The organism is Niveispirillum irakense DSM 11586, from assembly GCF_000429645.1.
In the GTDB taxonomy this organism is placed as follows: Bacteria; Pseudomonadota; Alphaproteobacteria; order Azospirillales; family Azospirillaceae; genus Niveispirillum; species Niveispirillum irakense.
Genome location: NZ_KE386934.1, coordinates 373,403 through 385,879, shown reverse-complemented (window position 1 = coordinate 385,879; position 12,477 = coordinate 373,403). Strand labels below are relative to the sequence as shown.

Annotated in this window: 12 protein-coding genes; 6 read left to right on the top strand and 6 right to left on the bottom strand. The window is 63.2% G+C overall.

Going from position 1 to position 12,477, the window contains the following annotated elements; translation table 11 throughout:
* Window positions 1-6: 6 nt before the first annotated feature.
* Window positions 7-1,368, bottom strand: a complete 1,362-nt coding sequence (locus G473_RS0120760; protein ID WP_029014680.1) for an AmpG family muropeptide MFS transporter — start codon at window positions 1,366-1,368, stop codon at window positions 7-9.
* 241 nt (window positions 1,369-1,609) lie between these two features.
* Here G473_RS0120760 and G473_RS0120755 point away from each other — a divergent pair, with 241 nt between their 5' ends.
* A complete protein-coding gene (locus G473_RS0120755; protein WP_210163373.1) occupies window positions 1,610-3,019 on the top strand; it encodes a class II 3-deoxy-7-phosphoheptulonate synthase in 1,410 nt (469 codons plus the stop codon).
* A 196-nt stretch (window positions 3,020-3,215) separates the two neighbouring features.
* Here the strand turns inward: G473_RS0120755 and G473_RS0120750 are convergent, their stop codons facing one another.
* Window positions 3,216-3,866 (bottom strand): DsbA family oxidoreductase, encoded by a 651-nt coding sequence (locus G473_RS0120750; RefSeq protein WP_029014678.1) that lies wholly within the window; start codon window positions 3,864-3,866, stop codon window positions 3,216-3,218.
* A gap of 130 nt (window positions 3,867-3,996) precedes the next feature.
* Here G473_RS0120750 and G473_RS0120745 point away from each other — a divergent pair, with 130 nt between their 5' ends.
* Complete coding sequence (locus tag G473_RS0120745) at window positions 3,997-4,734, top strand: hypothetical protein (RefSeq protein ID WP_029014677.1); 738 nt, start codon at window positions 3,997-3,999, stop codon at window positions 4,732-4,734.
* A 64-nt stretch (window positions 4,735-4,798) separates the two neighbouring features.
* Here the strand turns inward: G473_RS0120745 and G473_RS0120740 are convergent, their stop codons facing one another.
* Entirely contained in the window at window positions 4,799-5,146 is a 348-nt protein-coding gene (locus G473_RS0120740) for a hypothetical protein (RefSeq protein WP_029014676.1), read from the bottom strand.
* A gap of 201 nt (window positions 5,147-5,347) precedes the next feature.
* On the opposite strand from G473_RS0120740, the gene G473_RS0120735 reads away from it, so the two are divergent.
* Complete coding sequence (locus tag G473_RS0120735) at window positions 5,348-7,285, top strand: propionyl-CoA synthetase (RefSeq protein ID WP_029014675.1); 1,938 nt, start codon at window positions 5,348-5,350, stop codon at window positions 7,283-7,285.
* Between the two features lie 203 nt (window positions 7,286-7,488).
* Here G473_RS0120735 and G473_RS0120730 read toward each other — a convergent pair whose 3' ends face one another.
* A complete protein-coding gene (locus G473_RS0120730) occupies window positions 7,489-7,947 on the bottom strand; it encodes an Hsp20 family protein (RefSeq protein WP_029014674.1) in 459 nt (152 codons plus the stop codon).
* Between the two features lie 323 nt (window positions 7,948-8,270).
* Between G473_RS0120730 and G473_RS0120725 the strand changes: the two genes are divergently transcribed.
* Complete coding sequence (locus G473_RS0120725) at window positions 8,271-8,672, top strand: DUF1465 family protein (RefSeq protein WP_029014673.1); 402 nt, start codon at window positions 8,271-8,273, stop codon at window positions 8,670-8,672.
* 19 nt (window positions 8,673-8,691) lie between these two features.
* On the opposite strand, the gene G473_RS0120720 is transcribed toward G473_RS0120725, so the two are convergent.
* Window positions 8,692-10,044: a TldD/PmbA family protein gene (locus tag G473_RS0120720; protein ID WP_029014672.1), complete on the bottom strand. Its 1,353-nt coding sequence runs from the start codon at window positions 10,042-10,044 to the stop codon at window positions 8,692-8,694.
* Between the two features lie 254 nt (window positions 10,045-10,298).
* Between G473_RS0120720 and G473_RS0120715 the strand changes: the two genes are divergently transcribed.
* Together G473_RS0120715 and G473_RS0120710 are read left to right on the top strand one after the other, a co-directional pair.
* A complete protein-coding gene (locus G473_RS0120715; protein WP_029014671.1) occupies window positions 10,299-10,514 on the top strand; it encodes a hypothetical protein in 216 nt (71 codons plus the stop codon).
* A 118-nt stretch (window positions 10,515-10,632) separates the two neighbouring features.
* A complete protein-coding gene (locus tag G473_RS0120710; RefSeq protein ID WP_029014670.1) occupies window positions 10,633-11,124 on the top strand; it encodes a YajQ family cyclic di-GMP-binding protein in 492 nt (163 codons plus the stop codon).
* 61 nt (window positions 11,125-11,185) lie between these two features.
* Here G473_RS0120710 and G473_RS0120705 read toward each other — a convergent pair whose 3' ends face one another.
* Complete coding sequence (locus tag G473_RS0120705) at window positions 11,186-12,301, bottom strand: polymer-forming cytoskeletal protein (protein ID WP_029014669.1); 1,116 nt, start codon at window positions 12,299-12,301, stop codon at window positions 11,186-11,188.
* Window positions 12,302-12,477: the final 176 nt, after the last annotated feature.

Here is a 12,477-nt window from a genome sequence, read left to right as displayed (position 1 = left end):
GCGCTGTCAGGGCTGCCGGTGGGCGGCGGTGGCCCTATTCAGGATGATGCAGAGGATCACCACCGGCACGCCAACCAGGGCGGTCCCGGCAAAGAACAGCCCATAGGCGTGCAGCAGGCCCCAGGCAGGGGTCAACGCATCCACGATCCCGCCGGAAAAGCCCTTCAGCACCTTGCCCAGCAGGGCATAGAAGGAGGTGAGCAGGGCATATTGTGTGGCCGTATAGCCGATGCTGGTCAGGCTGGACATATAGGCGGTCAGGGCCACGCCCGCGAATCCGGTGGAGATATTGTCCACGATGATGGCGGCTGTGAACACGCCGATATCCGGGCCGGCCAGTGCCATGGCACTGAAGGCGAGGTTGGAGAACGGGCCGAGAATCGCCCCCAGAATGAGTGTCTTCCCGAATCCCAGCTTGACCGAGCAAAGCCCGCCCAGCGCGATTCCCGCCACAGAAGCCCATAGCCCGACAGAGGCGCGCACGGTGCCCACCACTTCCTTCGTCAATCCCAGATCGACATAGAAAGGGTTGATCATGGGGCCGATCATGAAATCACCCAGCCGGTAGAGGCAGACCACCAGCAGCATCAACAGCGCAAGTTGCCCATGGCTGCGCAGGAACACCAGCAGCGGGCCGACATAGGCATCAAACAGGCCCGATGCGCTCCATAGTGGTTTGACGGCACTGCCAGTCAGCGCGGCGCGTACGGGTTCCGTCGCCGCCAGTGTCGCACCGATGCCGATCACCATCGTCAGCCCGGCCACGCCATAGGACATCTGCCAGCCAATGCCGGCGGCCAGCAGCAGGATCAGACTGTCCGTCGCCAGCATCGCCGCGCGGTAGCCGATCTGATAAGCGGCGGAGAGCAGGCCCTGTTCTTCCCCATCGGCCGCACTTTCAATGCGCCAGGCATCGACCACGATATCCTGTGTGGCCGAGGCGAAGGCCGCCATCAGGGCAAAACCGCCCAACGCCCACAGCCCTTCACCGCCAGCCGGCCCCACTGCCGCCATGCCCAGCAGGCCGGCGCCGATAATAATCTGGGAGACCAGCATCCAGCCCCGCCGGCGCCCCAGCCAGCCCAGGCCCGGCACATCCAGCCGGTCCACCAGCGGCGCCCACAGCATTTTCAGCGAATAAACAATGCCGATCCAGGACAGGAAGCCAATGGCGGCCAGATCGCTGCCGCCTTCGCGCAGCCAGAAACCCAGCGTGTTCCCGGTGAGCAGGAAGGGCAGGCCAGAGGAGAAGCCCAGCAGCAGCATGACCAGAACCTTGGGCCGCCGCAGTGCCCGCATCACATCCCGCCAGCCCTTGGCCTGCTTCTTCGGTGCTGTCTCTTCCGCTGCCTGATGTGCTGTGGCCATGGTGTCCTGATGTCCGCATACCGGGATTTGTCGGCAGTATAGCGTCGGTCTGCACAGGCGTGCGGTCTAAATGCGCACGAACATTGCGCAAAATGCAGGTTGATGGGACTGGAAAATACCCCTTCGACTCGCATACAAAGATCGACCCACTGGTCGCACGGATCAGCGATGGGTAACTTGACGGACCCGCCGGCAGTAGAGAGAGGCCAGGCGGTGCTGATGAAAAGGATGAGGTAGGACCATGCCGACGGATATGCAGAAGGTGGGGACCGCTGGGCGCTGGACGCCCGACAGCTGGCGCGCCAAGCCGATCCGGCAGGTCCCGTTTTATCCCGACGCCGACAAGTTGAAGGCGGTGGAAACAAGATTGGCGACATATCCACCCCTGGTTTTTGCGGGTGAAGCGCGCCGCCTGAAGGATCATCTGGGCAAGGTCGCCCGGGGCGAGGCCTTCCTGTTGCAGGGCGGTGATTGCGCCGAGAGCTTTGCCGAGTTCCACCCCAACAATATCCGCGACACGTTCCGCGTGCTGTTGCAGATGGCCGTGGTGCTGACCTTCGGTTCCGCCACGCCGGTGGTGAAGGTGGGCCGTCTGGCCGGCCAGTTCGCCAAGCCGCGTTCCGCCGACACGGAAATGGTGGGCGATGTGGAACTGCCCTCCTACCGTGGGGATATCATCAACGGCTTCGATTTCACGCCCGAAGCGCGCATTCCCGATCCGGAGCGGATGGTCCAGGCCTATAACCAGTCTGCCGCAACCCTGAACCTGCTGCGCGCCTTTGCCCAGGGCGGCTATGCCGACCTGCATAAGGTGCATCAGTGGAATCTGGGCTTTGTGGAGAAGAGCCCGCAGGGCGAACGGTACCAGGACCTGGCCAACCGGCTGGACGAGGCTTTGTCCTTCATGGCGGCCTGCGGCATCAATGGCGCTACCACGCCGCAGATCCGCGAGACGGAACTGTTCACCAGCCATGAGGCGCTGCTGCTGCCCTATGAGCAGGCGATGACCCGCATCGACAGCACCAGCGGCGATTGGTACGACGTCTCCGCCCATATGCTGTGGATCGGTGACCGCACCCGCCAGCATGATGGTGCGCATGTGGAATTCCTGCGCGGGGTGAAGAACCCCATCGGCCTGAAATGCGGCCCCACCATGGACCCGGATGACCTGATCCGTCTGATCGACATCCTGAACCCGGAGGATGAGGCTGGTCGCCTTACGCTCATCGTCCGCATGGGTTCGGACAAGGTCGGCGACAAGCTGGCCCCGCTGGTCCGCCGCGTGCTGCGCGAGGGCCGCCAGGTCGTCTGGTCATGTGACCCCATGCATGGCAACACCGTCAAATCCTCCACCGGCTACAAGACCCGGCCGTTTGACCGGGTGCTGACCGAAGTGCGGGGCTTCATGGATGTCTGCCGCGCCGAAGGGGCCTATCCGGGTGGCGTGCATTTCGAGATGACGGGCCAGGACGTGACCGAATGCACCGGTGGCGCCCAGGCCATCACCGATCATGCGCTGGCCCTGCGTTACCACACCGCCTGCGATCCGCGCCTGAATGCCAGCCAGTCGCTGGAACTGGCCTTCCTGGTGGCGGAGGGGCTGAAGGCCACCCGCGACAGCCAGCCGCGCGTGCGCGTGGCGGCAGAGTGATCGGGTGCCGGCTGCCGACCCGCCGCTCGTGCGGCGTGAGCCAAGGGCGCGGATGCGCCCGCCCGGCGAGTGAGGGAGCACGAAATCTCCTGTGATCGGCCACGATCACGGGAGATTGGTATGAGACACGAAGAAAGCGGGCCGGATCAGACCGGTCCGCTTTTTTTATGCCCGTCGGATGATGGGGGCCTGTCGATCAGGATCGGGCGCGATTGGCGGGATCGTTACCGCGTGCCAGATCCAGCATGGGCAAGAAGGCCGTCCATTCCTGGGCACCGGACAGGGCGTAGCGGCGGTCAAACACGAAGCAGGGCACGGCCTGCACCCCCAGTTGGCGCGCGGTCTGGTCGGCGGCGCGGATGGCAGCGCGGTCGGCGTCGCCTTCCAGATAGGTTCTGGTTTCTTCCTGGGACAGCCCGATCTCACCCGCAAGGTCCGTCAGCGCATCCAGGTCGCCAATATCCTTGCCTTCTTCGAAATAGGCTTTGAACAGCCGGCCTGCCATGGCCGTGCCCTGGCCGAATCCATCGGCCAGACGCACCAGCCGATGAGCCTGGGTCGTGTTGGGCGTGCGCCGAATCCGATCCAGGCGCAGGGAGAGTCCTTCCCGTTCCGCTGCCTGCTCCAGCGATGCGCTGAGCTGGCGCGCCCGTTCCACACCGCCGAACTTGACGGTGAGGTAGGTGGCCCGGTCCACCCCCTCGGGCGGGAGTTCGGGATTGAGCTGGAAAGGCAGCCAGCGCAAGTCCACCCGGGCCTGCGGCCGGTTGGACAATGCCTGTTCCAGCCGGACCTTGCCGATATAGCACCAGGGACAGACAAGGTCGGCATAGATCTCGATCAGCATGGGCAATCCTCCCCGCAAGGGCTGTGGCGGCCTGTGACGAAGCCGGCGCCAAGCGCATTGCCGTTCTGGCCCTTTTCGGCCCATCATGGCAATGGCGGCGATGAACGGCGTCCAAGGGGAGGATAGAGCCATGGACATGGACATGATGGCGGCACGGCAGATCGCCAGTGCCTTTGTCACCCATGTGACCGTGCTGCTGGCAGTGAACCTGACGCATGAGATAGACCCTGTCCTGGCCGGTATGCTGCCGGACCAGGTGCCGGTCCCCGACGCGCTTCTGGATGAACAGGTGCTGATTGATCAGGTGATCCGGGCGCCGCGGGGCGATGTGCGGGTGGAGCGCGCGATCCAGTGGTTCGACAATGTCTGGTTCGGGCTGGATGATCACCAGCCGCTGCATCCCCTGATCCTGCGGGAACTTGAGGAGCGGCGCGACACGCCGGCAATCTTCGAGTTGGAAGAGGCGCTGGACGATGCCGGCACGCTTTTGGAACAGCTTGCCCGCCAGACAGCGCCAATCCGTGATGTAACTGCGATGCAGGCCATTATTGATGCCGTTCGGCATTGGCAGGCCGAACCGGGACGTGATGCGCTGCTGCGCCTGCTGGCCTGTTGCGATGCCGCTGCGGGGGAACCGTCGGACCTGCCATCCACGGATGTGATCCACCGAATCCGCTTCTTCGCCAGTGAAGGCTCGCTGCTGGCGGGGGAATATCTGGCGCTCCATTTCGATCCTGGCGCGCTGCGTGATTGGGACCCGGCGGAATTGGCTGATCTTGTCCGCACACGCTATCCGCTGCTGCGCGGCGAGGATGTGAAGGCGCTGGTCGCCACCTTGCGGCCCAAGCCCGTGCCAGTGGAGCCGTAACGACAGCGCCGGATGCGCGTTCCTCCGATGTGCGTTCCCCTGGTGCGCGTCCCCCTGGTACGCGTCACGGTGTCGCGGTGGCGAGCGCCAGTGTCTTGGAGACGATCAGCGCGATGTTGTCGCCCTCAACCTTAATTGCCTTCTCGGCAGTGCGGGGCAGGGGGATTTTCAGCTTCCGGCAATAGACGATCAGCATGGCCGCCACCTCGCTCTCCGCCATCTCCAACTCACGGTAAGCCGAGGCGCCATAGGCCTGAACCTGGATTCCCAGCATGATCGGGCTCTGCCGGCGGATGATGATCGGCCCCAGATGTCCAGGCGGCTGCTTCTGGGGAAACAGTTCCCGATATGTGGACAGGGCGGCGCGAAGGGCCGAGGGCGAGAACAGGATGTGGCGGCTATCGACAATCATTTTATCGGATGCGTCCTGCTTTGGCGGCCGGCGAATATTTGATCAGACCAAGGTAGGGGATGAAACGGTTCTTCGGTTCGCGATGTTTGGAGAAGGAAAGACAAAGGTCCGACGACAAGGGTTGTAAACGATTCACGCAGATGACGGGAGACTTGTCGCACGACTTTCCTTTACGCGCGAATAAAAGGGGGAGGAAGCATCATGACGGCACGGTATGAAGACCTTCATGCACAATCATTAGCTGACCCAACTGGTTTCTGGGCCGATGCCGCCCGGGCGGTGGATTGGGCCGTACCGCCGTCCACTATCCTGGATGATAGCGCCAAACCATTTTATCGCTGGTTTACGGATGGCCGGCTGAACATGTGCTGGAATGCGGTGGATCGCCATGTTGCCGCGGGTCGCGGTGATCAGGCGGCGCTGATCCATGACAGCCCGGTCACCGGCACCAAGCGCACCATCACCTATGCGGACCTGCTGGATCAGGTGTCGCGCTTTGGCGGCGTGCTGCGGGATGCCGGGGTGGCCAAGGGTGACCGGGTCATCATCTATATGCCAATGGTGCCGGAAGCCGCGGTGGCCATGCTGGCCTGTGCCCGGATCGGCGCCATCCATTCCGTCGTCTTTGGCGGATTCGCACCGCATGAGCTGGCCACCCGGATCAATGACGCCCAGCCCAAGGTGATCGTCTCCGCAAGCTGCGGGATCGAGGGCAGCCGGGTCATTGCCTATAAGCCGATGCTGGATGCCGCGATTGAGCACGCGTCCCACAAGCCTTCCCGCTGCATCCTGTTCCAGCGCCCGCAGCAGATTGCGACGCTGCTGCCGGGCCGGGACGTGGTTTGGGATGCCGCGATGGCAGATGCTGCACCGGTTGAGTGCGAGATGGTGGAGGCAACCCACCCGCTTTACATCCTCTACACATCGGGCACGACGGGTCAGCCCAAGGGTGTGGTGCGCGACACGGGCGGTTATGCCGTCGCGCTGAAATGGACCATGGACCATTTCTATGGCATCCGGCCCGGCGAGGTGTTCTGGACCGCCAGCGATGTCGGCTGGGTGGTCGGCCATTCCTATATTGTTTACGGCCCGCTGCTGCAGGGCTGCACCAGCGTTGTTTATGAAGGCAAGCCCGTGGGCACGCCCGATGCCGGCGCCTTCTGGCGGGTGATTGCGGAGCATAAGGCCGTGGCTTTGTTCACGGCCCCCACCGCCTTCCGCGCCATCAAGCGGGAAGACCCGCAGGGGACTAAGATCAAGGATTATGATCTGTCCAGCCTGCGCGTGCTGTTCCTGGCCGGGGAGCGGTCGGACCCGGATACGCTGCAATGGGCGGAAAGCAATCTGCAGGTGCCAGTGATTGACCATTGGTGGCAGACCGAAACCGGCTGGCCCATCGCCGGCAACCCGATGGGGCTGGGCTTGTTCCCGGTGAAATATGGCAGCACGGCCAAGCCGCTGCCGGGCTGGGACATAAGGGTGCTGGCCGCCGATGGGCAGCCGGTTCGGGCCGGCGATATCGGTGCCATCGTCGCCCGGTTGCCGCTGCCGCCGGGTACGCTACCAACGCTCTGGAATGCGGATGATCGATTCGTAAAAAGCTATCTTGCTGATTATCCCGGTTATTATCAGACATCGGATGCCGGCTTCATCGATAGCGACGGTTATATCTTCGTCATGGCGCGGACGGATGACATCATCAATGTCGCAGGCCACCGCCTGTCCACCGGCGCGATGGAGGAGGTGCTGTCCGGCCATCCCGACGTTGCGGAATGCGCCGTGATCGGGGTTGCCGATTCCCTGAAAGGCCAGTTGCCCTTTGGTTTGATCGTGCTGAAAAATGGTGTGACCCGGTCCCATGCGGAGATCATCGCCGATGTCATCGCCAAGGTTCGGGATGAGATCGGCCCCGTTGCGGCGTTCAAACAGGCCATTGTCGTGGACCGTTTACCCAAAACCCGGTCCGGCAAAATCCTGCGTGGGACGATGCAGAAGATTGCCGACAGTGAGCAATGGCGCATGCCTGCCACCATTGATGATCCGATCATTCTGGAAGAGATCAAGGCGGCCTTCCGCGAGGCTGGCTATGCCCAACTGCCTCAAAACGAACAAAAGTTGCCTGCGGGGCAGGCAAACTGAGTTAAAATGGCAACAATGCCCTTCGAACTACCCATGGTTTTGTCACAAGACCGTCAAGAAGGGTTGACCGCAATGTGCCCGATGCATACCGTCGCAGTCGTTCGTTCCGGGTTGAACGGGCGGGGCTTCAGGGAAACGGGTAAAAAAATGAAGGGCCGCTGCACCGCAGCGGCCCTCACTAATTTCAGGGTGACGCAAACCGATCAGGCGGCGTGGGAGAGGCTGGCCGGGGCCGTATTGCCGCTGATCTGAATGGTCCGGGGCTTCATCGTCTCCGGCACTTCACGCACCAGTTCGACATGCAGCAGGCCGTTCTCCAGCGTCGCATTGCTGACGCGGATATGGTCGGCCAACTGGAAGCGCCGCTCAAAGGCGCGGCCAGCGATCCCGCGATGCAGGAACACGGCGCCATTGTCGGTTTCCTTGGCCTTGCCCTGCACGATCAGCAGGTTGGGGTGCGCAGTGATCTCCAGATCATCCAGCGCGAAACCGGCCACCGCCATGGTGATGCGGTACTGGTCGTCGCCCAGCTTTTCAATATTGTACGGGGGATAGGCGCTGTTGCCGCCATCTTCGCCATTCAAGGCAGATTCCAGAAGGCGGGTCACACGGTCAAAGCCGACGGTGGAGCGGAACAGCGGCGAAAGGTCATAGGTACGCATAAGTATCCTCCAAGAGCGATACGTTGATCCCGGACCCCCGACATCGGGCGGCCCGTTCCTTTGTGGCGCTGGCGACCCCGAAACGGGCGTCGCTGCCACGTCCTTGATCTATTTAGCCTCCCCCCTGGCTTCAAGAGGGGGCACTGAAAAATTTTCAGCCGCTCTCACAGCGGCGGGGCAGGGGGATGGCGCCTTGAAATCTGCCACCAGAGATCGAAACCTGCCCTTTGGGATCGGTTGCCAGTTTCGGGTGTTCACCCCTACAGTAGTGAAACTGAGCAGGGTGTCGTGCCCCAGGGCAGCGGCACCGGGAGGGTGTCAGGGTGAATGGTCCGACCCGCTTTTTTGATCGCGCCTATGACGAGACGATGGCGCTTCTGGTAGAGGCACGTAACTACGTCGCCTATCAGGAAGCGGTTGATCAGCGCGGCCTGCCGCCCGGCACCCGCCTGCAGATTTCCTATGAATCGATGCGCGTCACCAGTCGGTTGACCCAGGTGATGGCCTGGATGCTGGCGCAGAAGGCCGTGCATGTGGGGGAGATGACGCAGGAGCAGGCCGTGGGGGATGATTTCGCCCTGTCCGGCGGACGCATCTGTTCTGACCCGTCTGGTCCTGACAATCTGGAATTGCCAGCCGGGCTGCGCTCCCTGCTGGAACGCAGCCACAGCCTTTACATGCGGACCACCCGGCTGGAGGAGATGGTCCGCCAGTCGGTGGCCTGATGCCCAGGTCTTTCCCGGATCAGGTGCCGGCCACGGTCATGCCGTCGATCCGGATGGTTGGTGCATCCATCCCGTGGCGCATTTCCAGATCGTCGGCCGGGACCAGCCGGGCAAACATGTCCTTCAGGTTGCCGGCAATGGTGATCTCACTCACCGGATAGGCGATCTGGCCATTCTCGATCCAGAAGCCGGCGGCCCCGCGGGAATAATCACCCGTCACGCCATTCACGCCCTGGCCCATCAGCGATGTCAGATACAACCCGTCCTTGATGTCGGCCATCAACGCCTGGGGGGAGAGCGTGCCCGGCTTCATGTAGATATTGGTCGGGCTGGGGGAGGGCGGGCCGCCAGTGCCGCGCGCCGCGTGGCCCGTCGTCTTCAGGCCCAGTTGCCTGGCTGAGCGCAGATCCATCAGCCAGGTGGTCAAGACGCCATCAGCGATCAGGTCGCGGCGGTGATTGGCAATGCCTTCCGCATCGAACGGCTTGGACCGAAGGCCGCGCTGCATATGCGGATCTTCCACAATCGTGACGCCGGGCGCGAAAATCGCCTGTCCCAGCTTATCCTTCAGGAAGCTGGTGCCGCGTGCGATGGCGGAACCGGAAATCGCCCCGCAGAGGCTGCCGATCAGCCCGCCGGACAGGCGGGGATCGAAAATCACCGGGACGGACTGGCTTTTCACCTTGCGCGGGTTCAGCTTGGCTACCACCCGTTCACCGGCGCGGCGGCCGATCTGTTCCGGGCTTTCCAGGTCGCTGCCATAGACGGTGCTGTGATAGGCGTAATCGGTCTGCATATCCGTATCCTGGCCGGCCAGGACGGAGACGGATAAAGACCGGCGGGAGACGCGATACCCCCCGGCAAAGCCGTTACTGGCCACCAGGGTCACCTGACTGCGCCCCCAGCTTGCATCCGCCCCTTCGGAATTGGTCACGCCGTTGATGGCCATGGCCGCCTCTTCCGTCCGGCGGGCGCCCTCAATCAGGATGTCCGCCGATGGTTCTTCCGGATCGAACAGGTCCAGTTCCGACCAGGTGCGGGTGATCTGGTCAGGGCTGGCAATGCCGCAGAACGGGTCCGGCGGCACGGCGCGGGCCATGGCGACCGCCCGTTCAACCAGTTCCGCCAGGGCGTTCGGGCTGCGGTCGGAACTGGACACCATGGCCATCTGCTGGCCGACAAAGACCCGCAGACCCAGATCGCCGCCTTCCGACCGCTCAATCCCTTCCGGCTTGCCCAGGCGCGTGGACAGCGACAGGGACGCCGCATCCACCAGAAGCGCGTCGGCGGCATCGGCCCCGGCGCGGCGGGCGCGGGCGATCAGATCCTCCAGCAGATTGGCGGCGTCGGTGTCGAAGGCGGGGTTCGTCATCTCTGTTCCCGGCAAGTGGCGAAGGCAGGTCGGTCACATCTAGCACCCCGATCCCGATGAATGAAGCGGCGAGGGTGAAAAGGATCGAATCCGGTGTGTTTTCTTCATCACAGCGCACATTTGTTACGGAACAGACATGAACTCTGTGATGCCTGTCATGTTTGCGAAAGGGTGATGAGGCATATCTGAATATATGCACCGGCCAAGTTGTTGTCCGGAAGCCACCGTCCAGGGGCCAGCCGAGGGAGAAGATCATGCGTATCATGAAATTGTCGCCACGGACTGCTTTGGCCCTTCAGGCTCTGTTATTGATGGGGCTGGCGCTGATCGCGGCCATGGCGGCTGCCGATCGCCCCACCCCTGCCAATGCTGTGCGCGCTGCCGGGGCGGCGCCCGGTATGGCCAACCCCGCCACGCCGCCGCAGGCAGGCGATGAAGGGGCAACAGCCGGCGGAATGATCCGGGCCTGACGGCGTGGGCCTGATGGGCGCCCGCGGCCGCTCTGGTGATGGGCTTTTGTGTGACGCGGCGGGCCGGCGGTGTTAAACTGTCTGTCAACTCATTGACCGTAACAGACAAGTCCCCGCCATGCCTTCCTTTGACATTGTTTCCAAGACCGATCTCGCCGAGGTCAACAACGCCGTGCAGGGTGTGCTGCGCGAGGTTCAGACCCGTTTCGACTTCAAAGGTTCCAAATCCACGATGGAACTGAAGGAGAAGGAAAACGAGATCCACATCCATACCGAGGATGACACCAAGCTGGCGCAGCTTCAGGAAATGCTGAAAGCCTATTTCGTGCGTCGCAAGCTGGACCCCGGCTGTCTGGACTGGGGCCGGGAAGAGGATGCTGGCGGCAGCACCAAGCGCCAGGTTGTCAAGGTCAAGCAGGGGATCGAGCAGGCGCTGGCCAAGCAGATCGTCAAAGCGTTGAAGGACAGCAAGATGAAGGTGCAGGCCGCCATCCAGGGGGATGAGCTGCGCGTGTCCGGCAAGAAGCTGGACGACCTTCAGGCAGCCATCGCCCTGGTGAAGGGGCTGAAGATCGAACAGCCGCTCCAGTATAATAATTTCCGCGATTGATCGGGTAAAACCGGATCATGGGCATGAGGGGCGGGTCGCGTGATGGCGGCCCGCCCCTTTGTCATTCAGGCCCAGTGGGGCTGTGGACGGGCGCGCGGCGCACCAGCGCTGCTGCCAGGGCCCCGACGCCCAGCGCGGTCAGCCCGGCCAGGATCGGCCAGCCAATCCAGGGCACCAGCGATAACAGCGCCAGTACCAGCGTGGCGCCACCAAAGCGGGCCAGACGCCCCCGCACCGTGTCGCCGCCCCGGCGCACCCACATGTCACCCACAGCGAAGGCTGCAAGTGCCAAGCCCAGCGGGTAGGCCAACAGATAAAGACCGCCCATCAGCATGCCCAAGGGGATGCCGATCATGCTGATCACCAGCAGCAGGATCAGCAGCGGCGTTACCATCATGACGGCAATACCGGTCAATCCATGGCGCACCGGGTGGGCGCGCACGGCGGCGGACACGCCAGCCAGCAGGTCGGGAAACAGCCACCGCACGGCCAAACCGGTCAGGAACAGGGCCAGCGCCCGCCCGACCATGGAGACCAGCCAGCCATCCCCGCTGCCCCCATCTTCCCGGTAGCGCACCGTACCGGCGACTGAGGCGCCGTCCGGCACGGTGACCGGTGCCGGGCCGCTATGGCGCAAATTGCCAACAATCCTGGCGCCGGGCAGCAGCAGCAATTCGTCGGCGGCGACATCGACGTTGCCGGCGATGGTGCCTGCCAGGGTAACCTTTTCCCCCACCAGTCTGGCATCGCCGGCAATCACCCCTTCCATCGTGATCTGGGTGCCGGAGGCCACGAAATCCCCGCCGATCCGGGACGAAGGGGCGATGGTGATATTGGCGCCATTGGCTTCCACATCACCGCTTACGGGGCCATTCACCGTCGCCCGCCCCGCGACGAGCAGCAGATCGCCTGCGATCGGGGCGGACAGGTCAAGGGTGAAGCCGATAAGCAGGGCATCCCCCGTAACAGGCCCCGGAACACGCAGGTCGAACCCGGCGGCAAAAAGATCGCCATCGACAGGGGCTGTTACCACGACATGTTTTCCGGCAGCGAACAGGGCCCCCTCGACCGGTCTTTGTATCCGCACCTGTTCGCCGGCCTGGAACTCGGCAGCGCTGGCGGCGGACACCGACCAGAAGCCAAATAGAATCGTCAGAAGCGTGAAAAGGCGGGGCATTGGCATCAGATTTGTCGCGTAAGGGCAGTGCACTGTCAGGGCATGGTCCCGGCTTGGCAAGGTCCACCGCATCCGGCATCTCTCAGGCCACCCCGATACAGTGCTGTAACACCTGTGTGCGAGAATGGTGACTTGTGCAGTGCAATAGGTGATATTGGTTGCAGTCCCCGGTCGGA

Bases quoted from the DNA above. Each gene is read 5' to 3' on its own strand.
- G473_RS0120760 (WP_029014680.1), bottom strand. From the start codon at position 1,368: ATGGCCACAGCACATCAGGCAGCGGAAGAGACAGCACCGAAGAAGCAG.
- G473_RS0120755 (WP_210163373.1), top strand. From the start codon at position 1,610: ATGCCGACGGATATGCAGAAGGTGGGGACCGCTGGGCGCTGGACGCCC.
- G473_RS0120750 (WP_029014678.1), bottom strand. From the start codon at position 3,866: ATGCTGATCGAGATCTATGCCGACCTTGTCTGTCCCTGGTGCTATATC.
- G473_RS0120745 (WP_029014677.1), top strand. From the start codon at position 3,997: ATGGACATGGACATGATGGCGGCACGGCAGATCGCCAGTGCCTTTGTC.
- G473_RS0120740 (WP_029014676.1), bottom strand. From the start codon at position 5,146: ATGATTGTCGATAGCCGCCACATCCTGTTCTCGCCCTCGGCCCTTCGC.
- G473_RS0120735 (WP_029014675.1), top strand. From the start codon at position 5,348: ATGACGGCACGGTATGAAGACCTTCATGCACAATCATTAGCTGACCCA.
- G473_RS0120730 (WP_029014674.1), bottom strand. From the start codon at position 7,947: ATGCGTACCTATGACCTTTCGCCGCTGTTCCGCTCCACCGTCGGCTTT.
- G473_RS0120720 (WP_029014672.1), bottom strand. From the start codon at position 10,044: ATGACGAACCCCGCCTTCGACACCGACGCCGCCAATCTGCTGGAGGAT.
- G473_RS0120715 (WP_029014671.1), top strand. From the start codon at position 10,299: ATGCGTATCATGAAATTGTCGCCACGGACTGCTTTGGCCCTTCAGGCT.
- G473_RS0120710 (WP_029014670.1), top strand. From the start codon at position 10,633: ATGCCTTCCTTTGACATTGTTTCCAAGACCGATCTCGCCGAGGTCAAC.
- G473_RS0120705 (WP_029014669.1), bottom strand. From the start codon at position 12,301: ATGCCCCGCCTTTTCACGCTTCTGACGATTCTATTTGGCTTCTGGTCG.